This is a genomic window from Hydrogenophaga sp. FW305-3-2-15-A-LB1, from assembly GCF_058787875.1.
In genome coordinates, this window is sequence record NZ_JBYTAE010000054.1 from 1 (window position 1) to 24,826 (window position 24,826).

At 65.4% G+C, this 24,826-nt stretch carries 27 protein-coding genes; 21 read left to right on the forward strand and 6 right to left on the reverse strand.

What is annotated here, in order from left to right:
- Positions 1 to 122 precede the first annotated feature (122 nt).
- The gene (locus AC3WPZ_RS17000) at positions 123 to 566 is read right to left on the reverse strand and encodes a universal stress protein (RefSeq protein ID WP_291118227.1); all 444 of its coding nucleotides are present in this window, start codon (positions 564 to 566) and stop codon (positions 123 to 125) included.
- A 93-nt stretch (positions 567 to 659) separates the two neighbouring features.
- Between AC3WPZ_RS17000 and AC3WPZ_RS17005 the strand changes: the two genes are divergently transcribed.
- The 9 genes from AC3WPZ_RS17005 (at position 660) to AC3WPZ_RS17045 (ending at position 8,489) form a co-directional block, all read left to right on the forward strand.
- Positions 660 to 3,050: a heavy metal translocating P-type ATPase gene (locus tag AC3WPZ_RS17005; protein WP_492440718.1), complete on the forward strand. Its 2,391-nt coding sequence runs from the start codon at positions 660 to 662 to the stop codon at positions 3,048 to 3,050.
- A gap of 9 nt (positions 3,051 to 3,059) precedes the next feature.
- A complete protein-coding gene (gene ccoS / locus AC3WPZ_RS17010) occupies positions 3,060 to 3,197 on the forward strand; it encodes a cbb3-type cytochrome oxidase assembly protein CcoS (protein WP_204735344.1) in 138 nt (45 codons plus the stop codon).
- 81 nt (positions 3,198 to 3,278) lie between these two features.
- Positions 3,279 to 4,724, forward strand: a complete 1,446-nt coding sequence (gene ccoN, locus AC3WPZ_RS17015) for a cytochrome-c oxidase, cbb3-type subunit I (protein WP_492440720.1) — start codon at positions 3,279 to 3,281, stop codon at positions 4,722 to 4,724.
- Between the two features lie 12 nt (positions 4,725 to 4,736).
- Positions 4,737 to 5,363, forward strand: coding sequence for a cytochrome-c oxidase, cbb3-type subunit II (ccoO, locus tag AC3WPZ_RS17020; RefSeq protein ID WP_291118216.1), 627 nt, complete (start codon positions 4,737 to 4,739; stop codon positions 5,361 to 5,363).
- A gap of 19 nt (positions 5,364 to 5,382) precedes the next feature.
- Positions 5,383 to 5,550, forward strand: a complete 168-nt coding sequence (locus AC3WPZ_RS17025) for a cbb3-type cytochrome oxidase subunit 3 (RefSeq protein WP_444686733.1) — start codon at positions 5,383 to 5,385, stop codon at positions 5,548 to 5,550.
- The gene (gene ccoP, locus AC3WPZ_RS17030; RefSeq protein ID WP_444686732.1) at positions 5,547 to 6,473 is read left to right on the forward strand and encodes a cytochrome-c oxidase, cbb3-type subunit III; all 927 of its coding nucleotides are present in this window, start codon (positions 5,547 to 5,549) and stop codon (positions 6,471 to 6,473) included. The genes AC3WPZ_RS17025 and ccoP overlap by 4 nt, the downstream gene beginning before the upstream one ends.
- Before the next feature lie 77 nt (positions 6,474 to 6,550).
- The gene (ccoG, locus tag AC3WPZ_RS17035; RefSeq protein ID WP_444687484.1) at positions 6,551 to 7,924 is read left to right on the forward strand and encodes a cytochrome c oxidase accessory protein CcoG; all 1,374 of its coding nucleotides are present in this window, start codon (positions 6,551 to 6,553) and stop codon (positions 7,922 to 7,924) included.
- Between the two features lie 30 nt (positions 7,925 to 7,954).
- Positions 7,955 to 8,257: a nitrogen fixation protein FixH gene (locus AC3WPZ_RS17040; RefSeq protein ID WP_291118207.1), complete on the forward strand. Its 303-nt coding sequence runs from the start codon at positions 7,955 to 7,957 to the stop codon at positions 8,255 to 8,257.
- Positions 8,258 to 8,276: 19 nt separating this feature from the next.
- A complete protein-coding gene (locus AC3WPZ_RS17045) occupies positions 8,277 to 8,489 on the forward strand; it encodes a hypothetical protein (RefSeq protein WP_444687483.1) in 213 nt (70 codons plus the stop codon).
- Here AC3WPZ_RS17045 and fnr read toward each other — a convergent pair.
- The gene (gene fnr, locus AC3WPZ_RS17050) at positions 8,467 to 9,186 is read right to left on the reverse strand and encodes a fumarate/nitrate reduction transcriptional regulator Fnr (RefSeq protein ID WP_492440722.1); all 720 of its coding nucleotides are present in this window, start codon (positions 9,184 to 9,186) and stop codon (positions 8,467 to 8,469) included. The two genes, AC3WPZ_RS17045 and fnr, sit on opposite strands and share 23 nt — an antisense overlap.
- A gap of 152 nt (positions 9,187 to 9,338) precedes the next feature.
- Between fnr and hemN the strand changes: the two genes are divergently transcribed.
- On the forward strand, positions 9,339 to 10,718 hold the full coding sequence (gene hemN / locus AC3WPZ_RS17055; protein ID WP_444686730.1) for an oxygen-independent coproporphyrinogen III oxidase: 1,380 nt from the start codon (positions 9,339 to 9,341) through the stop codon (positions 10,716 to 10,718).
- A gap of 20 nt (positions 10,719 to 10,738) precedes the next feature.
- Positions 10,739 to 11,410 carry a sulfite exporter TauE/SafE family protein gene (locus AC3WPZ_RS17060; protein ID WP_444686729.1) on the forward strand — a complete coding sequence of 224 codons (672 nt, stop codon included), beginning with the start codon at positions 10,739 to 10,741 and terminating at the stop codon, positions 11,408 to 11,410.
- A 7-nt stretch (positions 11,411 to 11,417) separates the two neighbouring features.
- Here the strand turns inward: AC3WPZ_RS17060 and AC3WPZ_RS17065 are convergent, their stop codons facing one another.
- Complete coding sequence (locus AC3WPZ_RS17065) at positions 11,418 to 12,350, reverse strand: DMT family transporter (protein ID WP_444686728.1); 933 nt, start codon at positions 12,348 to 12,350, stop codon at positions 11,418 to 11,420.
- Between the two features lie 316 nt (positions 12,351 to 12,666).
- On the opposite strand from AC3WPZ_RS17065, the gene aceA reads away from it, so the two are divergent.
- From aceA to AC3WPZ_RS17080, 3 genes are all read left to right on the forward strand, one after another.
- On the forward strand, positions 12,667 to 13,998 hold the full coding sequence (aceA, locus tag AC3WPZ_RS17070) for an isocitrate lyase (protein ID WP_382157324.1): 1,332 nt from the start codon (positions 12,667 to 12,669) through the stop codon (positions 13,996 to 13,998).
- 138 nt (positions 13,999 to 14,136) lie between these two features.
- Positions 14,137 to 14,736: a helix-turn-helix domain-containing protein gene (locus tag AC3WPZ_RS17075; RefSeq protein WP_444686727.1), complete on the forward strand. Its 600-nt coding sequence runs from the start codon at positions 14,137 to 14,139 to the stop codon at positions 14,734 to 14,736.
- A 25-nt stretch (positions 14,737 to 14,761) separates the two neighbouring features.
- Positions 14,762 to 15,310, forward strand: a complete 549-nt coding sequence (locus tag AC3WPZ_RS17080) for a GNAT family N-acetyltransferase (protein WP_444686726.1) — start codon at positions 14,762 to 14,764, stop codon at positions 15,308 to 15,310.
- A gap of 18 nt (positions 15,311 to 15,328) precedes the next feature.
- Here the strand turns inward: AC3WPZ_RS17080 and AC3WPZ_RS17085 are convergent, their stop codons facing one another.
- Positions 15,329 to 15,499: a helix-turn-helix domain-containing protein gene (locus tag AC3WPZ_RS17085; RefSeq protein WP_444686725.1), complete on the reverse strand. Its 171-nt coding sequence runs from the start codon at positions 15,497 to 15,499 to the stop codon at positions 15,329 to 15,331.
- 13 nt (positions 15,500 to 15,512) lie between these two features.
- Positions 15,513 to 15,752: a helix-turn-helix domain-containing protein gene (locus tag AC3WPZ_RS17090; RefSeq protein WP_444686724.1), complete on the reverse strand. Its 240-nt coding sequence runs from the start codon at positions 15,750 to 15,752 to the stop codon at positions 15,513 to 15,515.
- Positions 15,753 to 15,904: 152 nt separating this feature from the next.
- Between AC3WPZ_RS17090 and AC3WPZ_RS17095 the strand changes: the two genes are divergently transcribed.
- On the forward strand, positions 15,905 to 16,177 hold the full coding sequence (locus AC3WPZ_RS17095; protein WP_444686723.1) for a hypothetical protein: 273 nt from the start codon (positions 15,905 to 15,907) through the stop codon (positions 16,175 to 16,177).
- Positions 16,178 to 16,254: 77 nt separating this feature from the next.
- Here AC3WPZ_RS17095 and AC3WPZ_RS17100 read toward each other — a convergent pair whose 3' ends face one another.
- Entirely contained in the window at positions 16,255 to 17,355 is a 1,101-nt protein-coding gene (locus AC3WPZ_RS17100) for an alpha/beta hydrolase family protein (protein WP_444686722.1), read from the reverse strand.
- Between the two features lie 425 nt (positions 17,356 to 17,780).
- Between AC3WPZ_RS17100 and thrS the strand changes: the two genes are divergently transcribed.
- From thrS to pheT, 6 genes are all read left to right on the forward strand, one after another.
- Positions 17,781 to 19,688: a threonine--tRNA ligase gene (thrS, locus tag AC3WPZ_RS17105; RefSeq protein WP_444686721.1), complete on the forward strand. Its 1,908-nt coding sequence runs from the start codon at positions 17,781 to 17,783 to the stop codon at positions 19,686 to 19,688.
- Positions 19,689 to 19,751: 63 nt separating this feature from the next.
- Entirely contained in the window at positions 19,752 to 20,408 is a 657-nt protein-coding gene (gene infC, locus AC3WPZ_RS17110; protein ID WP_444691250.1) for a translation initiation factor IF-3, read from the forward strand.
- Between the two features lie 185 nt (positions 20,409 to 20,593).
- The gene (gene rpmI / locus AC3WPZ_RS17115) at positions 20,594 to 20,797 is read left to right on the forward strand and encodes a 50S ribosomal protein L35 (protein ID WP_159596967.1); all 204 of its coding nucleotides are present in this window, start codon (positions 20,594 to 20,596) and stop codon (positions 20,795 to 20,797) included.
- Positions 20,798 to 20,822: 25 nt separating this feature from the next.
- Positions 20,823 to 21,182 (forward strand): 50S ribosomal protein L20, encoded by a 360-nt coding sequence (gene rplT / locus AC3WPZ_RS17120; RefSeq protein ID WP_086120609.1) that lies wholly within the window; start codon positions 20,823 to 20,825, stop codon positions 21,180 to 21,182.
- A gap of 121 nt (positions 21,183 to 21,303) precedes the next feature.
- Positions 21,304 to 22,356: a phenylalanine--tRNA ligase subunit alpha gene (gene pheS / locus AC3WPZ_RS17125; protein ID WP_444686720.1), complete on the forward strand. Its 1,053-nt coding sequence runs from the start codon at positions 21,304 to 21,306 to the stop codon at positions 22,354 to 22,356.
- Positions 22,357 to 22,365: 9 nt separating this feature from the next.
- Entirely contained in the window at positions 22,366 to 24,801 is a 2,436-nt protein-coding gene (gene pheT, locus AC3WPZ_RS17130) for a phenylalanine--tRNA ligase subunit beta (protein WP_444686719.1), read from the forward strand.
- Positions 24,802 to 24,826 lie beyond the last annotated feature (25 nt).

A 24,826-nucleotide genomic window follows, 5' to 3' on the forward strand; every position in this document is an offset into this window, starting at 1 on the left:
GTCAGGGGCAGTGGGCTCTGCGCAGCGGGGTAAAGGAGGAGGCGGCACCAGCCGCCGGGGGACACCCGCGGAGCAGAGCCCGCTGCCCCTGACTCCCGCGAGGTATCACCCCAAAAAAAACGTCAGCGCAGAACAAGCACAGGAATGTGCGAATGCGTCAGCACCTGCTGCGTCTCACTGCCCAGCAAAAGACGCTTGATGCCCCGACGCCCATGCGAAGCCATCACGATCAGATCGCACTTGTTGCGCTTGGCCGCCGCGATGATCGCCTCGGCCACCAGATCGGACTTCACCGTCACCGGCTTCACCTTCACCTCACGCAACTGCCCGGCCGACTTCACCGCATTCACCGCCACCAGCGCCTCTTCCTGCCATTGTTTCTCGATGCGGGCCACCTCGGCCGCCGCCAACGCCACACCACCCTCGAAATAGGTTTGCGGGTAACGCGGAATCACCTTGAGCGCCACCACCTCGGCACCCGTCAGATCGGCCAGATTCAGACCATGCTCCACCGCCTTCTGCGACAGCTTCGAACCATCGGTCGCCACGAGAATTCGCTTGTACATTGTTGATCTCCTTGTGTGGTTGAACTCGGAACCCTCAGGGTAACAAAGCAGGGGCCTCAGGTGTTGACCTATGTCAATGGCCCGAAGCACGGCGTGGAATACGCTCCCACCATGAACCCGGCCGCCTCCGCGCTCGTGGCAAGCCACGTGCCTGCCCCTCCCGCGCCCGCCGTCCCGCCCCCTGCGGCAGGCGAGGCCACGCCATGGCCACCGCGCGCCGACTGGCTGGGCACCCACCGCGGCTCCCTCACGGTCACCGACGACTTCGCCGTCCTGGACGACCCCGTCGAACAGGAGACCTTCACGCGCGCCCTCGCGCCCGATGGCGAGGGCGCCGGTGCCGAATCCGTGCTGGTGGTGCAGGGCATGTACTGCGCCGCCTGCGCCGACACGGTCGAGTCGGTGCTGCAGCACCTGCCCGGCGTGCAACGCGCCCAGGTGCACGCCGCCACGCGGCGCCTCACGCTGCGCTGGGACCCGACGCGCACGCGCCTCTCCAGCCTGGCCCGCGCGCTGGGCGACACCGGCTACCGCCTGCTGCCCATGCAGCACGCGCTCTCGGTCAGCGAACGCCTGCGCGAAACCCGCCAGGCGCTGTGGCGCCTCTTCGTGGCCGGCTTCTGCATGATGCAGGTGATGATGTACGCGTGGCCCGCCTACGTGACCGCGCCCGGCGAGATCCCGCCCGACATCAACCAGCTGCTGCGCTGGGCCAGCTGGGTGATCAGCCTGCCCGTGGTGTTCTTCGCCAGCGGCCCCTTCTTCGCCAGCGCCTGGCGCGACCTGAAGCACGGCCGCGTGGGAATGGACACGCCGGTGTCCATCGGCATCCTCGTGACCTTCCTCGTCAGCTCGGCCGCCACCTTCGACCCCACCGGCCCCTGGGGCGCCGAGGTCTGGTTCGACTCGCTGACCATGTTCGTGTTCTTCCTGCTGGGCGGGCGCTACCTGGAGCACAAGGCGCGCGACCGCACGGCCGGCGCGCTCGACGGCCTCATGAACCGGCTGCCCGAGGTCTGCGAGCGGCAGAAGCCCGACGGCGGCTATGAGTCCGTCTCGCTGCGCCGCCTGCGCGTGGGCGACACCGTGCGCGTGCAGGCCGGCCAGGCCTTCCCGGCCGACGGTGAATTGCTCGATGGCCTGGCCATGGTGGACGAAGCCCTGCTGACCGGCGAGTCGCACCCGTTGTCGCTCCAGGCAGGGCAGGGCGTGGTGGCCGGCAGCTTCAACCTCGGCGGCCCGGTGCGGGTGCGCATCGACCGCCTCGGCGCCGACACGCGCTTCGCGCAGATCGTCCAGCTGATGGAACGGGCCTCGACCGAGAAGCCCCGCCTGGCCGTGCTGGCCGACCGCGTCGCGGCGCCTTTCCTCGTCTTCGTGCTGCTCGCGGCCACCGTGGCCGGCTTCTACTGGTGGCAGATCGACCACACGCAGGCCCTCGCGGTGGCGGTGGCCGTGCTCATCGTCACCTGCCCCTGCGCGCTGTCGCTGGCCACGCCGACGGCCATGCTGGCCTCGGCCGGCGCGCTGGCGCGGCGCGGCGTGCTGGTGCGCCGGCTGCAGGCCTTCGAGGCGCTGGCGGGCATCGACGCGGTGGTGTTCGACAAGACCGGCACGCTCACGCACGACCGCCTGGCGCTGCAGAAGGTCACCCTCCGGGAAGGTGCAAGCCTCTCGGACGCGTGGGCGCTGGCGGGCGCCCTCGCCGAAGGCTCGCTGCACCCCGTGTCCCGGATGATCGCGCGCGAGGCCATGGCGTGCCAGCCCGACCTGGCTCCACTGGCAGGGCATACCGAGCGGGCAGGGCAGGGCATGCAGGCCTTGCGGCCCGACGGAAGCTGGGTGCGCCTGGGCTCGGCCGGGTACTGCGGCCTCCCGCCCTCGGTGGCCGGTGAGCACCTGCCTGCCGTTCACCTGAGCGACGCCCGCGGCTGGATCGCGAGCTTTGTTCTGCAGGAAAGTTTGCGCGACGACGCAGTGGCCGCCGTGGCCGCGCTGCGCGCGCTCGGTGTGCGCACCTGGCTGCTGTCGGGCGACCGCGAGACCGCCGCGCGGCAGGTGGCCCAGGTGGTGGGCGTGGACCACGTGATCGCGGGCGCCTCGCCCGAGCAGAAACTGGCCGAGATCGCGGCGCTGCAGGCGCGTGGCCTGAAAGTGGCGATGGTGGGCGACGGCCTCAACGACGGGCCCGTGCTCGCGCGCGCCGACACCTCCTTCGCGCTCGGCCACGCGGCACCGCTGGCGCAGTCGCAGTCGGACTTCATCGTGCAGGGGGGCCAGGTCATGGACGTGGTCGACACCCTCACGCAGGCGCGCGCCACGCTGCGCACCGTGCGGCAGAACCTGGCCTGGGCCGCGGCCTACAACGTGGTCAGCGTGCCGCTCGCGCTGGCCGGCTACATGCCGCCCTGGCTGGCCGGCCTGGGCATGGCGGCGAGTTCGCTGCTGGTGATCGGCAACGCCCTGCGCCTGGCGCGGCACTGAAGGCATTCGATGGACATCCTCTATCTCCTGATCCCACTGTCCGTGCTGCTCGTGTTCGGCATCATCGGCGTGTTCTGGTGGGCGCTCCAGGCGGGGCAGTTCGACAACATCGAACGCGAAGGCGAGCGCATCCTCAAGGGCGATTGAGGGCGCGCTTGACCTAGGTCAAGGCCAAACAGGAACTCCCTGCGCACACTGTCGGCAGTGACATTGGCAAGGAGTATGTGTATGTCCGTGACCAACAGGGCCAGCCAGTCGGCGGTCTACAACGACAAAGTCGTTCGGCAGTTCGCCATCATGACGGTGGTCTGGGGCGTGGTGGGGATGCTGGTGGGCGTGATCATCGCCGCGCAGCTGACCTGGCCGGCGCTCAACCTGGGCGTCGAGTGGTTGTCCTACGGCCGCCTGCGGCCGCTGCACACCAACGCGGTGATCTTCGCCTTCGGCGGTTGCGGCCTGTTCGCCGCCAGCTACTACGTGGTGCAGCGCACCTGCCAGGTGCGGCTGTTCGGCGGGCAGCTCGCCGCCTTCACCTTCTGGGGCTGGCAGGCCGTGATCCTGCTGGCCGTGGTTTCGCTGCCCATGGGCATGACCTCGGGCAAGGAATACGCCGAGCTGGAGTGGCCGATCGACGTGCTCATCACCCTCGTGTGGGTGGCCTACGCCATCGTGTTCTTCGGCACCATCGGCCTGCGCAAGGTGCGCCACATCTACGTGGCCAACTGGTTCTTCGGCGCCTTCATCCTGGCCGTGGCGGTGCTGCACATCGTCAACAGCGCCGCGCTGCCGGTGGACATCTTCAAGAGCTACTCGGCCTACGCCGGCGTGCAGGACGCGATGGTGCAGTGGTGGTACGGTCACAACGCCGTGGGCTTCTTCCTCACCGCCGGCTTCCTCGGGATGATGTATTACTTCATCCCCAAGCAGGCCGAGCGCCCGGTGTACTCGTACCGCCTGTCCATCGTGCACTTCTGGGCGCTGATCTTCACCTACATGTGGGCCGGCCCGCACCACCTGCACTACACCGCGCTGCCGGACTGGACGCAATCGGTGGGCATGGTGTTCTCGCTCATCCTGCTCGCGCCCAGCTGGGGCGGCATGATCAACGGCATCATGACGCTCTCGGGCGCCTGGCACAAACTGCGCGACGACCCCATCCTGCGTTTCCTGATCGTCTCGCTCTCGTTCTACGGCATGTCGACCTTCGAGGGTCCGATGATGTCGATCAAGACGGTCAACGCGCTCTCGCACTACACCGACTGGACCGTGGGCCACGTGCACTCCGGCGCGCTCGGCTGGGTGGGCCTGGTGACCATGGGTTCCATGTACTACCTGATTCCGCGCCTGTACGGCCAGAAGAAGATGTACTCGGTGCCCGCCATCGAGCTGCACTTCTGGATCGCCACCCTGGGCATCGTGCTCTACATCGCCGCGATGTGGATCGCCGGTGTGATGCAGGGCCTGATGTGGCGCGCCGTCAACCCCGACGGCAGCCTGACCTACACCTTCGTCGAATCGGTCAAGGCCACCTTCCCGTTCTACGTCATCCGCCTGCTCGGTGGCGTGCTCTACCTGGCCGGCATGGGCGTGATGCTGTGGAACACGGTGATGACCGCGCGCAACGGCCGCGTGGAAGACGTCCGCATACCCGCTCTCAACCCCGCCCACGCCTGAGGAGCCACAAACATGGCCGACAACAACAAGCCCCAGGGTTTCACCCACGAGCGGATCGAGACCAACAACTTCCTGATGATCGTGCTCATCGTGCTGGTGATCGCGGTCGGTGGTCTGGTCGAGATCGTTCCGCTGTTCTTCCAGAAGTCCACCACCCAGCCGGTGGAGGGCCTCAAGCCCTACAGCGCGCTGCAGATCGCCGGGCGCGACGTGTACGTGCGCGAGGGTTGCTACAACTGCCACTCGCAGATGATCCGCCCCTTCCAGGCCGAGACGCTGCGCTACGGCCACTACTCGGTGGCCGGCGAATTCGTCTACGACCGGCCCTTCCAGTGGGGCAGCAAGCGCACCGGCCCCGACCTGGCGCGCGTGGGCGGGCGCTACAGCGACGAATGGCACCGCATCCACCTGAACAACCCGCGTGACCTCGTGCCCGAGTCCAACATGCCGGCTTACCCCTGGCTGGAGAAGAAGACCGTGAACGAGGCCGGCCTGCCCAAGCGCATGGAAGTGCTGCGCACCCTGGGCGCGCCCTACACCGACGAAGAGATCGCCGCATCCCAGGCCGACGTGAAGGGCAAGACCGAGATGGAAGCCCTCATCGCCTACCTGCAGGTGCTGGGCACCGCCATCAAGTGAGTGCCAAGGAGAACATCACATGGACATCAATGACCTGCGCAGCGCCGTCACCGTGATCAGCCTGATGACCTTCCTGGGCATCGTGGCCTGGGCCTGGGCCCGGCGCAACCAGTCCCGCTTCGACGCGGCAGCGATGCTGCCGTTCCAGGACGAAGCCACCACCGACAGCACGAAAGAACCGTCATGAGCGACTTCACCAGCGAATTCTGGAACTGGTACGTGGCCGTGCTGACCGTGGTCAGCATCATCGCGTGCCTGGTCCTGCTCTGGATCAGCGGCACCACCAAGGTCAAGGCCACGGCCGACAACACCACCGGCCACGTGTGGGACGGCGACCTGCGCGAGATGAACAACCCCTTGCCCAAGTGGTGGGTCTACCTCTTCATCATCACCTGCGTGTTCTCGATCGCCTACGGCCTGCTGTACCCGACCTTCGGCAAGTACCAGGGCCTGCTGGGCTGGTCGTCCGACGGCCAGCACAAGGCCGAGGTGGCCAAGGTCGAGAAGGCCATCGCACCGATCTACGCGCAGTTCAACGGCATGACGCCGCAACAGCTCGCGGGCGATGCCTCGGCCATGGCCATCGGCGAGCGCCTGTTCATGAACAACTGCGCCCAGTGCCACGGCTCGGACGCGCGCGGCGCGCGCAGCTTCCCCAACCTGACCGACCGCGACTGGCTCTGGGGCGGTGAGCCCGAGGCGATCAAGGCCACCATCACCCAGGGCCGCAACGGCGTCATGCCGCCCATGGCCGCCGCCGTGGGCACGCCGGACGACGTGCGCAACGTCGCCCACTTCGTGCTCAGCCTCTCGGGCAGCCCGCACGACTCGGTGCGCGCCGCGCTGGGCCGCGCCGGCTTTGCGGCCTGTGCCGCCTGCCACGGTGCGGACGGCAAAGGCAACACCGCCATGGGCGCGCCCAACCTCAGCGACAACACCTGGCTGCACGGCTGGGGCGAAGACGCCGTGGTGCGCGCCATCACCAAGGGCTTCAACAACCAGATGCCGGCACAGGCCGGCAAGCTCAACGCGGACCAGATCCATGTGCTGAGCGCCTACGTCTGGGGCCTGTCCAACAAGGGCGGCGCGGCGGCAGCGGCCGGCAACTGATCGATCTGCACCACGTGACCAGTCCGTCCAGCAAGCCCAGAGCCCCCATTCCCATCGTCCCCGTCGATGACGAGACGATGGTGTCCCTGTACGCCGCGCGCGAGAAGATCCAGCCGAGATCGGTCCAGGGCCTGTTTGCCAACTGGCGCTGGGTCATGGTCTGGATCACGCAGCTCGTGTTCTACGGGCTGCCCTGGCTGGAGTGGAACGCGCGCCAGGCCGTGCTGTTCGACCTGGAGGCGCGCCGCTTCTACATCTTCGGGCTGGTGCTCTACCCGCAGGACTTCATCTACCTCACCGGCCTGCTGGTCATCTGCGCCTTCGCGCTGTTCCTGTTCACCGCCGTGGCCGGCCGCCTGTGGTGCGGCTTCGCCTGCCCGCAGACGGTCTACACCGAAATCTTCCTGTGGATCGAGAAGAAGGTGGAGGGCGACCGCTCGGCCCGCCTGCGGCTGGACCAGTCCGCCCTGTCCGCCAGCAAGCTGGGCAAGCGCTCGCTCAAGCACGCGCTGTGGATCGCTTTCTCGCTCTGGACCGGCTTCACCTTCGTCGGCTACTTCACGCCCATCCGCGAACTGGGCGCGCTCTCGGTGGCCGCCGCGCTCGGGCCCTGGCAACTGTTCTGGATCTTCTTCTACGGCTTCGCCACCTACGGCAACGCCGGCTTCCTGCGCGAGCAGGTCTGCAAGTACATGTGCCCCTACGCGCGCTTCCAGAGCGCGATGTTCGACCGGGACACCATGATCGTCACCTACGACACACGGCGCGGTGAACCGCGCGGCCCGCGCTCGAAGAAGGCCGACCCCAAGGCCCTGGGGCTGGGCTCGTGCGTGGACTGCACGCTGTGCGTGCAGGTGTGCCCCACCGGCATCGACATCCGCAACGGCCTGCAGTCCGACTGCATCGGTTGCGCGGCCTGCATCGACGTGTGCGACGACGTGATGGACAAGGTGGGCTACCCGCGTGGGCTGATCCGCTTCTCCACCGAGAACGGCCTGGACAACGGCTGGACCACGCGGCAGATGCTGCGGCGCGCCTTGCGCCCGCGCGTGCTGATCTACACCGCGATCCTCGGGGCCATCACCCTGGCCGTGGGACTGAGTCTTTACATGCGCACGCCACTCAAGGTGGACGTGATCCGCGACCGCGGCGCCCTGGCCCGCATGGTGGAGCAGGGCCGCATCGAGAACGTGTTCCGCCTGCAGATCATGAACGCCACCGAGTCGCCGCAGCGCTACGCCATCGGTGTCTCCGGCCTGCCGGGCATCGCGCTGGACTCCAGCGCCGAGGTGGAGGTGCTCTCCACCGAGGTGCGCGCGGTGGCGGTGCGGGTGCAGATCCCGCCCGATGCCGCGAGCCCGGGTTCGCACCCGATCCATTTCGACATCCGCGCCATCGGCGACGAATCGATCCACGTCTCCGAAAAGGCGGCCTTCCTCGTGCCGCGCTGATCCGATCCATCTTCCCGAAGGAGCTCTCTCATGAACCCATCCAGCTCTCCCGCCGTGGCGGCCCCCGTGCCGCCGGTGTCCTGGTGGCGCGTGCCACACATGTGGCTGGTGGTGGGCGGCCCGCTGGTGGTGGTGGTGGCCAGCCTCATCACCGCCTTCATCGCCGTCCACAACGCCGACCCGGTGCTCGACAAGGCCGTGTTCGAACGCGACCGCGAAGCCGCGCTGGCGCTGGAAGGGCAGGCCAAGGCCGAGGCGCTGATCAAGCTGCAGCCCGCGCACCAGGCGCGCAACCACGCGGCCTCGCCGGTGGTGCCGCAACCGGAGCGCTGAAGTGCAGGCGCGCCACTGGATGGGCATCGCCTGGCCGGCTTTCCTGCTGGCAGCGGTGCTGGAGATGCTGGTCTTCGCGATGGTGGACCCGGGCGACCTGCACTGGTTCGGCCAGCCGCTGGCGTGGTCGCGCCAGGCGGTCTACACCGTGGCCTTCTTCGTGTTCTGGGGGGTGACGGCGGCGTCGAGCGCGCTGACCGCGCTGCTGGTCATCCGCAAGACTGAGGATTGACGATCTTGCGCAGGCCGTCGGTGTTCTTGATGTGCACGTAGCGCTGCTTCACATCGATGATGCCGTCCTCCACGAACTTGGAGAACGTGCGGCTCACCGTCTCGAGCTTCATGCCCAGGTAGCTGCCGATCTCCTCGCGCGTCATGCGCAGCACCAGCTCGGACTGCGAGAAGCCGCGCGCGTGCAGGCGTTGCACCAGGTTGAGCAAAAAGGCCGCCAGGCGTTCTTCCGCGCGCATGCTGCCCAGCAGCAGCATCACGCCGTGGTCCCGCACGATCTCGCGGCTCATGATCTTGTGCACGTGGTGCTGCAGGGTGGTGAACTCGCGCGACAGCTCCTCGACCTGGTCGAACGGCATCACGCAGACCTCGGCATCTTCCAGCGCCACCGCGTTGCAGGAATGGTGGTCGCTCACGATGCCGTCCAGGCCGATGATCTCGCCCGTCATCTGGAAGCCCGTCACCTGGTCGCGGCCGTCGGCCGTGGTCACGCAGGTCTTGAAAAAGCCCGAACGCACGGCGTACAGCGACGTGAACTTGTCACCCACGCTGAACAGCGACGTGCCGCGCTTGATGCGCCGGCGCTTGGAGATCACCTTGTCCAGCTTGTCCATCTCGTCGGGGTTCAAGCCCATGGGCAAGCACAGCTCGCGCAGGTTGCAGCTCGAGCAGGCGACTTTGATGCTTTGAGCGTCCATTAGAAAAGTCCGGATTCGCAAAAGGTTACAGCATACCCCCCGTGGTGTCGAATCCGCGCCCCGGCAGCGGATCAGTTCACCACCTTTTGACCAGGATCAAGGGAAATGCGGCCACTCTGCCGCACAGTGAGGGCCTTGATGGAGATTCGATCTTGAGCCACGCCATATCCGAGGAGCTGCTGAGGCGTTTTGACGTACCTGGGCCGCGCTACACCTCTTACCCCACCGCCGACCGGTTCGTGGAGGCGTTCACCGAAAACGACTACATCCAGGCGCTGCAACAGCGCCGCGCGGGCTCGATGGCCCTGCCGCTGTCCCTGTACGTGCACATCCCGTTCTGCGAATCGGTCTGCTACTACTGCGCCTGCAACAAGGTCATCACCAAACACCATTCGCGCGCGGCCGAGTACCTGCGCTATCTGGCGCGCGAGGTGGAGCTGCAGGTGGCGCACCTGGGCCAGGGCCACAGCGTGTCGCAACTGCACCTGGGCGGCGGCACACCCACCTTCCTCTCCGATGCCGAGCTCGAAGAACTCATGGCCATGCTGCGGCGCCACTTCACGCTGGCGCCCGGCGGCGAATACTCGGTGGAGGTGGACCCGCGCACCGTGACCGAGGACCGCCTGAAGTCCCTGGCCCGCCTGGGCTTCAACCGCCTGAGCTTTGGCGTGCAGGACTTCGACCCCGCGGTGCAGAAGGCCGTGCACCGCGTGCAGCCCGCCGAACAGGTGTTCGCGCTGGTGGCCGCGGCGCGCCGCATCGGCTTCGAGTCGGTCAACGTGGACCTGATCTACGGCCTGCCGCTGCAGACCCCCGCGTCCTTCGCGCGCACGCTGGCGCAGGTGAACGAGCTGCGGCCCGACCGCATCGCGCTCTACGCCTACGCCCACCTCCCATCGCGCTTCAAGCCGCAGCGGCGCATCTCGGCGGCCGAGTTGCCCAGCGCGGGCGACAAGCTGGGCATGTTGTCGATGTCGCTCGATGCGCTGATCGACGCCGGCTATGTCTACGTGGGCATGGACCACTTCGCGCTGCCCAACGACGCGCTCGCGGTCGCCAAGCGCCAGGGGCGCCTGCACCGCAACTTCCAGGGCTACAGCACGCAGCCCGACTGCGACCTGATCGCGCTCGGCGTGTCCGCCATCGGGCGCATCGGTGCCACCTACAGCCAGAACGCGAAGACGCTGGAGGAATACCGCGACCTGCTCGACCAGGGCCGGCTGCCCATCGTGCGCGGGCTCGCGCTCACGCGCGACGACCTCTTGCGCCGGGCCGTGATCATGGCGCTCATGTGCCAGGGCGAGGTGCAGTTCGAGTCGATCGAACTCGGCCACCTGATCAGCTTCAAGAGCCACTTCGCGCGCGAACTCGAGGTGCTCGAAGGCCTGGCCGCCGAGGGCCTGGTGCGCCTGAGCCCGACCGGCATCCAGGTCACCGAGGCCGGCTGGTTCCTGGTGCGCGCCATCGCCATGGTGTTCGACAAGAACCTGCAGGTCGACCTCGACCGCGCGCGCTTCTCGCGCATCATCTGAGGCCGGCGCGGGCGCCCACCATGCAAACCTCCATGGCGATCACGGCGCTCTTCATGGGCGTGGTGGGCGGCCCGCACTGCGTGGCCATGTGCGGCGCGGCCTGCGCCGGCATCGGCCGCGCGGCCGGCGCGCGCAGCACGCAGGCGCTGCTGGGTTTTCAGGCGAGCCGCATGCTGGGCTACGCGCTGTTCGGCGCCTTCGCGGCCGGCTCGGTGCAGGGCCTGGCCTGGTTGGGCACGAACACCGCGGTGCTGCGGCCGGTGTGGACCATGTTCCATGTGGCCGCGCTGCTCCTGGGCGCGGCGCTGCTCTGGCGCGCGCGCCAACCGGCCTGGATCGAGAACCTCGGGCAGCAGGTGTGGCGCCGCGCTCGGCCCGCCATGGTGACATTGGGGCCGCGCGCGCCGGTGGTGCTGGGCGTGGCCTGGGCGCTCATGCCCTGCGGCCTGCTGTATTCGGCATTGCTGGTGGCCTCGCTCTCGGCCAACGCGCTGGAAGGCGCGGCCATCATGGCCCTGTTCTCCATCGGCACCTCGGTCTCGCTCACCGCCGGGCCGTGGCTGCTGCTGCGCCTGCGCGGCGCGCGTTCGGGTGGTTGGGGCATCCGCCTGGCCGGGCTGGCCCTGGCCGTCACTTCGGGCTGGGCGCTGTGGATGGGCATCACCCAGCCCACCGGCCTCTGGTGCCTCTGAAAAACGCTCAGGCCTTGGGCGCGGCGCGGCCGGGCAGGGTGGCCAGCACCAGGCCGAGCATGGCGATGCCGAACGCCACGCCCTGCAAGAGCGACAGCCGCTCGCCCATGAACAACACGCCGATGGCGGCCGCGCTGATCGGCAGCATCACGGTGAACACACCGGCCTGCGAAGCGGGCACCGTCTTGAGCCCGGTCATCCACAGCCACACCGTCCATACGCTCGCGGCCAGTGCGTAGAACACCAGCAGGCCCCAGACGGGCAGGGCGACGGTGGAGAAGTCGAACGTCCACGCCGCCCACAGGCCGAACGGCGTGACCAGCGCGAAACCCCAGAGGTTGATGATGGCCGAGATGCGCTTGGGCCCCAGGCCCTCGGTGAGGTGCTTGCCGATCACCACATAAGAGGCCTCGCACACCACGGCGGCGAACACCAGCAGGTTGCCCAGCAGCGCCTTGCTGATGCCGAACGGGCCGCTGGTGTCGGCCACCACCGCGCCGGCGTCCACCTTCTGCAGCGAGAACAGGCCGATGCCCAGCGCCGCGCAGGCAATGCCGGCCGCGCTGCGCCAGCCGATGCGCTCGCGCAGGAACAGCCAGCTCAGCAAGGCCACCACGGCCGGGATGGACGACATCACCACGCCCGCGGCCACAGCGGTGGTCAGGCTCACGCCGAACAGCATGCAGATGGAGAACAGGAAGTTGCCCAGGAACGATTCGAGGAACAGCAGGCCGCGCGTGCGTGGCGACATCGGCGGTTCGTCGGCCGGCCTCTTCAACCAGTTCCACATCGCCAGGCCGCCGATGCCAAAGCGCAGCCAGGCCAGCAGGAACACAGGGAACACCAGCACCAGGGGCTTGGAGAGGGCCACATAGCTGCCCACCAGCGCCATGCTCAAGGCCAGGCACGCATAGGCCCACCAACGGTTCGGGGAAGTCACGGTTTTTGACGGGTGTGCACGAAAGTGGGTCGCATCATGCCTGAAGCGTTTCAGGGTATTCCGGGATGAGAGATGTTTGTTTTGCAATATGAAAACATAAAATGTTGCGGCGCAAGAAAATTTCTCAATGCAAGAAACGGATTTCTACATTGAGAAATTTGAGAAATAGTTCGTTGAAAAACAACAAGAAATTTTTTATCTTATATAAGACATAAGAGCTTCCAAAACTCTTCTATAAGACTTAAAGTCTTCTCAACGGCACCGCGTTTGCATGCAAGCCAGCCGCCCCGATCCATCAACCTCACGGAGTATTCAAATGCCGCAATCCCTGACCGAGCAACTGAGCCGCGCCCAACAGATCGAAGCCCTGGAAAAAGACTGGGCGACCAACCCGCGCTGGAAAGGTGTGAAGCGCGGCTACAGCGCCGCCGACGTCGTGCGCCTGCGCGGCAGCATGCAGGTGGAGCACACGCTGGCCAAGCGCGGTGCCGAGAAACTGTGGGACAAGGTCAACGGCGGCGCCAAGAAGGGCTACGTCAACGCCTTCGGCGCCATCTCCGCCGGCCAGGCCATGCAGCAGGCCAAGGCCGGCCTGGAAGCCGTGTACCTCTCGGGCTGGCAAGTCGCCGCCGACGGCAACACCTCCGAGACCATGTACCCCGACCAGTCGCTCTACGCCTACGACTCGGTGCCCACCATGGTTCGCCGCATCAACAACACCTTCAAGCGCGCCGACGAAATCCAGTGGGGCCGTGGCATCGAGCCGGGCAGCGCTGAATTCATCGACTACTTCCTGCCCATCGTGGCCGATGCGGAAGCCGGCTTCGGCGGCGTGCTCAACGCCTTCGAACTCATGAAGAACATGATCGCCGCCGGTGCCGCTGGCGTGCACTTCGAAGACCAGCTGGCCGCCGTGAAGAAATGCGGCCACATGGGTGGCAAGGTGCTCGTGCCCACGCAAGAGGCTTGCGAGAAGCTGATCGCCGCGCGCTTCGCCGCCGACGTGATGGGTGTCTCCACCATCGTGCTGGCCCGCACCGACGCCGAAGCCGCCAACCTGATCACCAGCGACCACGACGCCAACGACAAGCCCTTCCTGACCGGCGAGCGCACGCAAGAAGGCTTCTACCGCGTCAAGAACGGCCTGGAGCAAGCCATCAGCCGTGGCGTGGCCTACGCCCCGTACGCCGACCTCGTGTGGTGCGAAACCGGCGTGCCCGACATCGGCTTCGCCCGCGAATTCGCGCAAGCCGTGCAAGCCGCCTGCCCGGGCAAGCTGCTGTCGTACAACTGCTCGCCCTCGTTCAACTGGAAGAAGAACCTCAACGACAAGCAGATCGCCTCGTTCCAGGAAGACCTGGCCGCGCTGGGCTACAAGTACCAGTTCATCACGCTGGCCGGCATCCACATCAACTGGTTCAACACCTTCCAGTTCGCCCATGCGTATGCGCGCGGCGAAGGCATGAAGCACTACACCGAGATGGTGCAGGAACCCGAGTTCGCCGCACGCGACAAGGGCTACACCTTCGTGTCGCACCAGCAGGAAGTGGGCGCGGGTTACTTCGACGACGTGACGACGGTGATCCAGGGCGGTTCTTCCAGCGTGAAGGCGCTGACGGGTTCGACCGAGGAAGAGCAGTTCCACTGATTCGCGCTCTCAACACGTAGAGCAGCAAGGCCACCCTTCGGGGTGGCCTTTTTTTGTTGGTGAAGGATGTCTTTCACCTGGTTGACTTACAGTTTTGACTCCACTATTATGGATTTTTATCTAATGTAATGGAAGTGAATGACGGAGGACGCAGATTCCATCAACACCGCGATTGGCCGTCGTGTGCACGAGTTGCGCACTTCGCGGAAAGAAAGCCTGGAGACCCTGGCCTCACGATCTGGCGTGAGCCGTTCGATGATTTCACTGATCGAGCGCGGCGAGGCAAGCCCGACCGCCGTCGTTCTGGACCGTCTGGCGTCCGCCCTGGGTATCTCCATGGCCGCACTGTTCGGCTCGGCATCGGAGAGAGGCGCCTCCGACGATCCGCTGCTGAGAAGGGCTGCCCAGACCGAGTGGAAGGATCCTCAGTCCGGCTACACACGCAGGCTTCTCACCTCACCCACTGGGAGGTCGCCGTTGCAACTGGCCGAGGTGAGGTTTCCGGCGGGAGCCCGTGTCGCGTACGAGAGCGGCCGACACGATGGCTCTCTGCATCAGCAAGTCTGGGTTCTCAAGGGGCGCATCGACGTTGCTCAGGGCGAGCGGCGGCATGTTCTTCAAAAGGGGGACTGCCTGGCCGTGAGACTGGATCAACCTCTCGTGTTCTCAAACCCTACCGAGCGAGAAGCTCACTACTTGGTCGCCTTGTGCGACTTTGCCGCACCCTACAAGCACTAGCTCATTCAGGACATTGGAGCCCGCCATGACAGCCATCGAGCCGCTCTCAGGAATTCGCCTTCACGACTGCACGGAAGAAGAGCATGCCGGCGCCATTCTCGACATCCTCAACGATGCGATCGTGACTTCGACCGCGTTGTATGACTATGTCCCGCGGCCAGCATCAGCCATGGTTGCATGGTTTGCGACCAAGCGAGCCAACGGATTTCCGGTGATCGGCGCATTTGATGAGGACGGAACCTTGCTGGGTTTTGCCTCGTGGGGCTTCTTCAGGACGTTTCCCGCATACAAGTACTCGGTCGAGCACAGTGTCTACGTCCACAAGGACCATCGTGGTCGCAAGCTTGGCCCACTGCTCATGCGGACGTTGGTGGAGCGAGCGAAAGCGGCTGGCATGCACGCGATGGTCGGCTGCATCGACGCCTCTAACGAGGGCAGCATTCAACTGCATAAGCGACTGGGTTTCGTGCACACCGGCACCATGCCCCAGATTGCCTTCAAGTTCGGTCGATGGCTGGATGCGGCCTTTTATCAGCTCACGTTGGAGACGCCGAACGACCCGGTTGACGGCTAGGGGCGATGGTCAGACCACTCAGCAGCAAATCAGCCGCATCGTTTTCTTGGCAGACGACTCGTCGATGTCGATGGCCGCACCCAGTTTTTCCTGAGGCCACACCAGCTCTTCCCGTCGCGAGCGAATGCGCTCGCCGACGAGGTTGGGGATGGGGAAGTCGGATTTTTGGCCGCCTGGCTCGACGTTCATACCGTGCCAGGTGTTAACGGGCACGCTGAGCGCGCATGCGCTTTTCGACGTCCTTCATGAGGTCCGAAGGAGTGACGTCAAGTGCGTCGCAAAGCTTGAACATGAGCCGCACGCTTGGACTGTTTTTCCCAAGTTCGATCAGCGAGAGGTAGCTCCGATCCACGTCGGCACGAAGCGCGAGCTCCGTCTGGCTCCACTTGCGACGTGTTCGCAGGCTGCGCAATGCCTGCCCAAGTGCCTGATCTGGTTCCACGGTGCTTGCCCTCTGAGATGGGCAAGGGTGGTTCAGGGACCGTTTGATTCTGTTGTATATATCCCTCAGAATAATGGCACGGCGTCACTGCTGTCGATTTGTTGACACAACGGCTCCGCATTCACCACCCGTAAGAAAAGGCACAACGAAACATGTCAATCAAACTCTTCGTTCGCAACGCGCTCACACACCTGCGCAACCGAAACGACTTCACTGCTCGCGTGTCCGTCCTCGCCTCTGACGCTTCCCTCCAGCTCGATCAGCTGGCCGCCACGCTGGAGCGCTACACGGATCGAGAGAAGGGGCTCGCGCCCAAGCTGGAGAACCCGAAGATGCTTTTTACCGAGCTGGACCTGCGGTTCGAGGCGCTCTGCAACAAGCTCGGTGAGCTGCAAGCTGTCTCGGCCCAACGGGCCAAGCGCTGAATCGGCAAGCCGGGTCGAGAAAACAGAAACGCCACCCGGCTGGGTGGCGTTCTTTGGGGAAGGAGCGCGAGGGCCTGTCAGCGGCAGTCGTTGGCCGGCGTCTGGTTCGACAGCACGGAAGAGATGAAGCGCAGCGAATCCGCGCTCGACGCCATGATCACCGAGCCGTGATCTTCGCCCGCGTACTCCTTGTACTGGATGCGCGCGCCCTTGCCACACAGAGCGCCCATCATCTGCCGCGTCGTGGGCGGCGTGACGGTGGTCTGGTCCTTCTCGCCCTGGGCGATGAACACCGGCACTTGCAGCTTGAGCTGGGTAGGGTCCTGCGCGGCAAAGAATTTCACCATCTTGTCGAACTCCGGCCCCTTCTTCAGGTACTGGCCCGGCGCCAGCACAGGCATGCCGAACAAGCCGCCGATGCAGGTGGTCTTCGCCGCCTCGATCTGAGGCTTCATGGCGGGGTGCGTGAGCTTGTCCAGATCGAGGCTCGGGTCCGCCACTTTCGTCGCCAAGGCCGTGATGGCGACGAAGGGCTGAGCGCCGGCCGAGACGGGTTGGCCGTCCACCACGTCGTTCAGGAACTTCAGCACGCCGGGTCCGGTGGGTGCCAGCGCCACGGCGGCCTTCAGCGGGTAGGCCGGCGTGCGCTCTTTCATCGATGCCACCCAGATGACTGCACCCCCGCCTTGGCTGTGCCCGGCGGCGATCCATTCCTTGCTGAGCTGGATGGGCAGGGCATGGGCGGCGGTGACGAGGTCGGCCATGGCGTAGGCGTTGCTGCGGCCTTCGAGGTCAGGCCGGCCTGCGAAGGCGCCCCAGCCCTCGTAGTCGGTGCGCAGTACGGCGTACCCCTGTTTCAGCAGCAGGTTCTGGTATTCGAGCCGGGAAGGCGAGGCCGCCAGAGAGGGGGCGCATTGCGGCGCCACGCCGGTGGTGCCGGTGCCCCAACTCACGACCGGGTAGCCGCCAGCCGGCGGTGGCGTTTTGGGCAGATCGATGAGGCCCTGGACCACGGTGCTCTGCCCCGAATGCGAGGTGGTGATGTAGGACACCATCCAGCGTTGCGAGGATTCCGTGAGCAGGGACCGGGTCTGGGGCTGGACGTTGACCACCTGGCCCGGGCCGGGCATGGCGTTGCGAGCACCGGGCGTGCTGCCGCACGCGGCGAGGACGGACAAGCTGCCGACAAGAAGCGGGAGGCGGAGAAGCTGGGAAAGCATGGATGGGTGCTCCTTCGGGAATGAAACGATTGTTTTATGTATAAAACTGTGATTCACATAAGAATCAAACAAATGGTACTGATGGTCAGCCAATGGCTCCATGGGAATTTCCCGGTGCCGAAATTCCAAGGAAGAAACGACGCGTTGGCGCATGCGGCGGCGCTGAGGCGGGCAGGGCGACGGTATGTTCTGGTTTTGTGGGAAAATGTTTGTTCTTCTGAATCAGCAAGAGCGAGAAAGGCAATCTGGTTATGACACCGCGAACTATGGAGACCACCTCCACGGCCCTCTGAGGCCTGCAGTTCGCGCCTGCCCGATTGATTTCCTTTTCACCCCACACCAGCGCGGCCCCTGCCGCGCTTTTTTGTTTTCTGGACCTCCCCATGTTGCACATCACGCTCCCCGACGGCTCCCAACGCGAATACTCCGGCCCGGTCACGGTCGCCGACGTGGCGGCCTCGATCGGCACCGGCTTGGCCAAGGCCGCCCTGGCCGGCAAGATCGGCGACAAGGTGGTGGACACCAGCTACCTCATCACGCAGGACAGCCCGCTGTCCATCGTCACGGCGAAGGACGCAGATGGTCTGGAGGTGATCCGCCACTCGACGGCGCACTTGCTGGCCTACGCCGTCAAGGAGTTGTTTCCCGATGCGCAGGTGACCATCGGCCCGGTGATCGAGCACGGCTTCTTCTACGACTTCTCGTACAAGCGCCCCTTCACGCCCGAAGACTTGGTGGCGATCGAAAAGCGCATGGCCGAGCTGGCCGCCAAGGACGAGCCCGTGGTGCGCCGCGTGCTGCCGCGCGACGAGGCCGTGGCGTATTTCAAGGGTCTGGGCGAGTTCTACAAGGCGGAAATCATTGCCAGCATTCCCAGCAACGAGGACGTGTCGCTGTACCGCGAAGGCGCTTTTGAAGACCTGTGCCGTGGCCCGCACGTGCCCAGCACCGGCAAGCTCAAGCACTTCAAACTCATGAAGGTGGCCGGCGCCTACTGGCGCGGTGACCACCGCAACGAGATGCTGCAGCGCATCTACGGCACGGCCTGGGCGACCAAGGACGAGCTGCAGCAGTACCTGACCATGCTGGAAGAGGCCGAGAAGCGCGACCACCGCAAGCTGGGCCGCGAGCTGGACCTGTTCCACATCGACGAGCACTCACCGGGCACGGTGTTCTGGCACCCCAAGGGCTGGACGGTGTGGCAGGAGGTGGAGCAGTACATGCGCCGTGTGTACCGCGAGAACGGCTACCAGGAGGTGAAGGGGCCGCAGATCCTGGACAAGGGCCTGTGGGAGAAGACCGGCCACTGGGACAAGTACCGCGAGAACATGTTCGTCACGGAGTCGGAAAAGCGCGACTACGCGCTCAAGCCGATGAACTGCCCGGGCCACATCCTGATCTTCAAGCAGGGCATCAAGAGCTACCGCGACCTGCCGCTGCGCTTTGGTGAATTCGGCCAGTGCCACCGCAACGAGCCCTCGGGTGGCCTGCACGGCATCATGCGCGTGCGCGCCTTCACCCAGGACGACGGCCACATCTTCTGCACGGAAGACCAGATCCAGGCGGAGGTGGTGGCCTTCACCACGCTGCTGCAGAAGGTCTACAAGGACTTCGGCTTCACCGACATCATCTACAAGCTCTCCACGCGTCCGGAAAAGCGCATTGGCACGGAAGAGAGCTGGGATCGCGCGGAAAAAGCGCTGGCCGAAGGCCTGCGCACCTCGGGCTGTGACTTCGAGTACCTGCCGGGCGAGGGCGCCTTCTACGGTCCGAAGATCGAATACACCCTCAAGGACGCGCTGGGCCGCCCCTGGCAGTGCGGAACGATGCAGGTCGATCCGAACCTGCCCGAGCGCCTGGACGCCGAATTCGTCGGGGAGGACGGCGCGCGCCACCGCCCCATCATGCTGCACCGCGCCATCGTCGGCAGCCTGGAGCGTTTCATCGGCATCCTGATCGAGCAGCACGCCGGCGCGTTGCCCACCTGGCTGGCGCCGGTGCAGGTGGCGGTGCTCAACATCACCGATTCCCAGGCCGAATACTGTCTGGAAATCGCGAAAACTCTGCAGAATCAAGGGCTTAGGGTGACGACGGACCTGCGCAACGAGAAAATTACGTATAAAATACGGGAGCACGCGTTGCAAAAGCTGCCTTTTATCCTTGTCGTGGGCGACAAAGAGAAAGAAGCTGGTGCCGTGGCTGTGCGGGCGCGAGGGAACAAAGACCTCGGTGTCATGCCGCTGGAAGCCTTTTCCAAATTGATCGCGGCTGACGTTTCATCCAAAGTTTGATTTCAAACATCTGGCTGGATGCCCCTGCTGCCATGGCGCACTTCGTGTGCGTGAGGCGGCCGGGTGGCCGCCAATTCGCCTGAACCGGCCCACACAAAGGAACTCACCATAGCTACCAACTTTCGCGACCGCCGCCAACGTGAAGAGCGCGCACACAGACTGAACCGGGAAATCATGGCCCCTGAGGTTCGCCTCAACGGCCCCGAGAACGAGCCCTTGGGCATCGTCAGTTTGCAGGAAGCGCTGCGCATGGCCGGTGAGCTGGATGTGGACCTGGTCGAAATCGCGGCCACTGCCGTCCCTCCGGTGTGTCGCCTGATGGACTACGGCAAGTTCAAGTACCAGGAGCAGAAGAAGGCGGCGGAAGCCAAGGCCAAGCAGACGGTCATCGAGATCAAGGAAATCAAGTTCCGGCCCGGTACCGACGACGGCGACTACAACATCAAGATGCGCAACATCCGGCGCTTTCTGGACGATGGTGACAAGTGCAAGATCACGCTGCGGTTCCGCGGCCGTGAGATCACCCACCAGGATCTGGGGCTGGCCCTGCTGAACCGCATTCGCGATGAGTTGGCCGATTCGATCGTGGTGGAGCAGTTTCCCAAGCTCGAAGGGCGCCAGATGATCATGATGATCGCGCCCGGCCGCAAGAAGGCCGGTGGAGCGGCCAAACCCGCCGAGGCCGCTGCAGCGCCTGCGGCAAGCCAGTCGGCCGCCTGAGGGCGGTTGGCGGCCAAGAACAGCATTGGACGGGCAGGGTAGTCTCCTGTCGGTCCGAGGCGCTGGCTGAAAAGCCGGACGCCGAATCGGGGAGCCGAAAGGCTGCCCATAAAAGTGGCTCGGGGCCAACAAGTCCGCGGAAGGTTCGCGGCGCCTCACGAGCACAAATGAAAAGGAGCATGAAGATGCCCAAAATGAAGACCAAGAGCAGCGCGAAAAAGCGTTTTCGCGTTCGTCCCGGTGGCACCGTCAAGCGCGGTCAAGCCTTCAAGCGTCACATCCTGACCAAGAAGACCACCAAGAACAAGCGCCACCTGCGTGGAGCAGTCACCGTGCATGAGACCAACATGGGTCACATGGCACAGATGCTGCCCGGCACGGGCATTTGATCAACGACGAACAAGGAGAACACACATGCCTCGCGTCAAACGTGGTGTAACGGCTCGCGCCCGACACAAAAAGGTTCTGGCTCTGGCCAAAGGTTTCCGCGGCCGCCGCGGCAACGTCTTCCGCATCGCCAAACAGGCGGTGATGAAGGCTGGGCAATATGCCTACCGCGATCGCCGCACGAAAAAGCGCGTCTTCCGTCAACTGTGGATCGCCCGTATCAACGCGGGTGCCCGTGCTTGCGGCCTGACGTACAGCCAATTCGCCAACGGCCTGAAGAAGGCCCAGATCGAAATCGACCGCAAGGTGCTGGCCGATCTGGCGGTGAACGATCCGGCTGCCTTTGGCAGCATCGTGGAGCAAGTCAAAGCCAAGCTGGCCGCTTGATTCACGGCAGGAGCGCGCCGCCTCACGGCGGTGTGCCCCGTCGCTCAAAGGGGTTGAGGCTTGAGGGATTCCCTCGCTGGCTTCAACCCCTTTTTTATTTCCCAACGATTCAAGCACACACATGAACGAGTTGGACGCATTGGTCGAGAGCGCCCGTGCCGGGTTTGTTCAAGCCGCCACGCCGGCCGATCTGGAAAACGCCAAGGCCCAGTACCTGGGCAAGTCGGGCCGCATCACCGAGCTGATGAAGGGCCTGGGCGCGCTCTCCGTGGAAGAGAAGAAGACCCGTGGCGCGGCCATCAACCAGGCCAAGCAGGCGATCGAAGGCGCGCTGACCGAGCGGCGCCAGGCCCTGGCCGATGCCGAGTTGCAGGCGCAACTCAAGGCCGAGGCGCTCGACATCACCTTGCCCGGTCGCCAGCGCGGCCAGGGTGGTCTTCACCCGGTGAGCCTGACGCTGGAGCGCATCGAAGCGATCTTCGGCTCGATGGGCTTCGAGGTGGCCGATGGCCCCGAGATCGAATCCGACTGGTTCAACTTCACCGCCCTGAACACGCCGGAAGACCATCCCGCGCGTTCGATGCACGACACGTTCTACGTGGAGGGGGGCAGCGAGAAGGCGCCCAACCTCCTGCGCACGCACACCAGCCCGATGCAGATCCGCCACGCGGTGCAGCACGTCAAGCGCCACCGCGCCGACCTGGATGCGGGGCGTTCCATGCCCGAGATCCGCGTGATCGCGCCCGGCCGCACCTACCGGGTGGACAGCGATGCGACGCACTCGCCGATGTTCCACCAGTGCGAAGGCCTGTGGGTCGGTGAGAACGTCAGCTTCAAGGACCTGAAGTACGTCTTCACGGATTTCTGCCGCACCTTCTTCGAGTCCGACGATCTCGTGCTGCGCTTCCGCCCCAGCTTCTTTCCGTTCACCGAGCCCAGCGCCGAGATCGACATCCAATTCCAGCACGGTCCCCTGGCGGGGCGCTGGCTGGAGGTGGCGGGCTCCGGCCAGGTGCACCCGAACGTGGTGCGCAACATGGGCCTGGATCCCGAGCGCTACATCGGCTTCGCTTTCGGCATGGGGCCGGACCGCCTGACCATGCTGCGCTACGGGGTCAACGACCTGCGTCTGTTCTTCGACGGTGACGTCCGTTTTCTCGCCCAGTTCCGCTGAGACCACGACATGCAATTTCCCGAATCCTGGCTGCGTGCCTTCTGCAATCCACCCCTGACCAGCCAGCAACTGGCCGACACCCTGACCATGGCGGGTCTGGAGGTCGAAGAGCTGGAGCCGGTGGCGCCACCGTTCACCAAGGTGGTGGTGGGCGAGATCAAGGACGCCGTGCAACACCCCAATGCCGATCGCCTGCGCGTGTGCCAGGTGGACGTGGGGCAGGGCAGTCTGCTCAACATCGTCTGTGGTGCACCCAATGCCCGCGTGGGCATCAAGGTGCCCTGCGCGCTGGTGGGGGCCGAGCTGCCACCCGGTGAAGACGGCAAGCCGTTCCAGATCAAGCTGGGCAAGCTGCGCGGCGTGGAGAGCCAGGGCATGCTGTGCTCGGCGCGCGAGCTCAAGCTGTCCGAAGACCATGGCGGTCTGCTGGAGCTGCCGGCCGACGCGCCCGTGGGGCGTGACATCCGCGAACAGCTCTCGCTGGACGACATGCTGTTCACGCTCAAGCTCACGCCCAACCTCGCGCATTGCCTGAGCGTGTACGGCATTGCCCGCGAGGTGTCGGCGCTCACCGGCTCGCCTCTGATCGAGCCGGCGTTTCCGGCGGTGGCGGCACCGCTGCAGGATCGCCTGCCGGTGCGCGTGGAAGCCCCCGACCTGTGTGGCCGTTTCACCGGGCGCATCGTGCGTGGCGTGAACACCCGAGCCACCACGCCGGCCTGGATGGTCGAGCGGCTGGCGCGTTGCGGCCAGCGCAGCGTCTCGCCGCTGGTGGACATCTCCAACTACGTGATGTTCGAACTGGGCCGCCCGTCCCACATCTTCGATCTCGACAAGATCCATGGTGGGCTGCAGGTGCGTTGGGGTCGGGAAGGCGAATCGCTCAAGCTGCTCAATGGCAACACGGTCGCGGTGGACGCGCAGGTTGGTGTGATCGCGGACGATCAAAGCGTTGAATCGCTGGCCGGCATCATGGGCGGCGACTCCACGGCGGTGTCGGACGACACGCAGAACATCTACATCGAAGCCGCCTTCTGGTGGCCCAAGTCCATTGCGGGCCGGTCACGCCGCTACAACTTCTCCACCGACGCCGGTCACCGGTTCGAGCGGGGTGTGGACCCGTCCACCACGCGCGAGCACGTGGAGCGCATCACGCAGCTGGTGCTGGACATCTGCGGTGGTCAGGCCGCCGTGCTGGACGACCACGTGGTGCAACTGCCCACGCCGCAACCCGTGAGCCTGCGGGTGGCGCGCGCGGCCAAGGTCATCGGCATGCCGGTCGACCAGGCCCAGTGCGCGGGTGCCCTGCGCCGCCTGGGCTTGCCAGTGGAAGAGGGCGATGGCGTGCTCACGGTCATGCCGCCCGCCTACCGTTTCGACCTGCAGATCGAAGAAGACCTGATCGAAGAGGTCGCCCGCATCGTCGGCTACGAGAAGTTGCCCGACACGCCGCCGCTGGCGCCCATCACGGCCAAGATCCGCACCGAGGCGCGCCGCGGTCCGTTTGCGGTTCGCCGCAGCCTGGCGCAGCTGGGCTATCAGGAAACCATCAATTTCAGCTTCGTGGAAGAGCGTTGGGAGCGCGAACTGGCCGGCAATGCCGATCCGATCCGCCTGCTGAACCCGATCGCCAGCCAGATGAGCGTGATGCGCTCGTCTTTGCTCGGCAGCTTGCTGTCGGTCCTCAAATTCAACCTGGATCGGCGGACCGATCGCGTGCGCCTGTTCGAAGTTGGGCGTGTGTTCTTCAAGGACGCCTCCATCGTCGAGAGCGACACGACCGTGGCCGGCTTCCGCCAGCCCATGCGCGTGGCTGGCCTGGCCTACGGTGCCACCGACACGCTTCAATGGGGCACCGCCGAACGCGCCGTGGACTTCTTCGACGTGAAGGGCGATGTGCAGGCCTTGCTGGCCCCGCGCCGGCCTGAGTTCAAGGTGGCCGAACACCCGGCGATGCACCCGGGGCGCTGCGCCAGCGTCTGGCTGGACGACCGCTGCATCGGCCATGTCGGTGAACTGCACCCCCGCTGGCGCCAGGGCTACGAGGTGGCGCAGGCTCCGGTGCTGTTCGAGCTGGAGCTCGATGCCGTGCTGGACCGCCCCGTGCCGGCCTACCAGGCGGTGAGCCGCTACCAGGCGGTGGAGCGCGATCTGGCCATCGTGGTCAAGGAGTCGGTGACCCACGCCGCCGTGCTGGAGGCGATCCGCGCGCCGGCGAGCCCCTGGTTGCGCGACGTCGTGCTGTTCGACGTGTACCGGCCCAAGAAGCAAACGTCGACCGAGAGCACGCCCGCGGGGTCGCTTGCCGCGGATGAAAAAAGCCTGGCGGTGCGGCTGGTGCTCAACCGCGACGACGCTACACTGACCGAAGAGGACATCGACGCGACCGTCAACGCCGCTGTTGAGGCGGTGGCCAAGCGAGTGGCTGGCCGGTTGCGCGCCTGATACGAACAAAATGGAGAATGCCCGC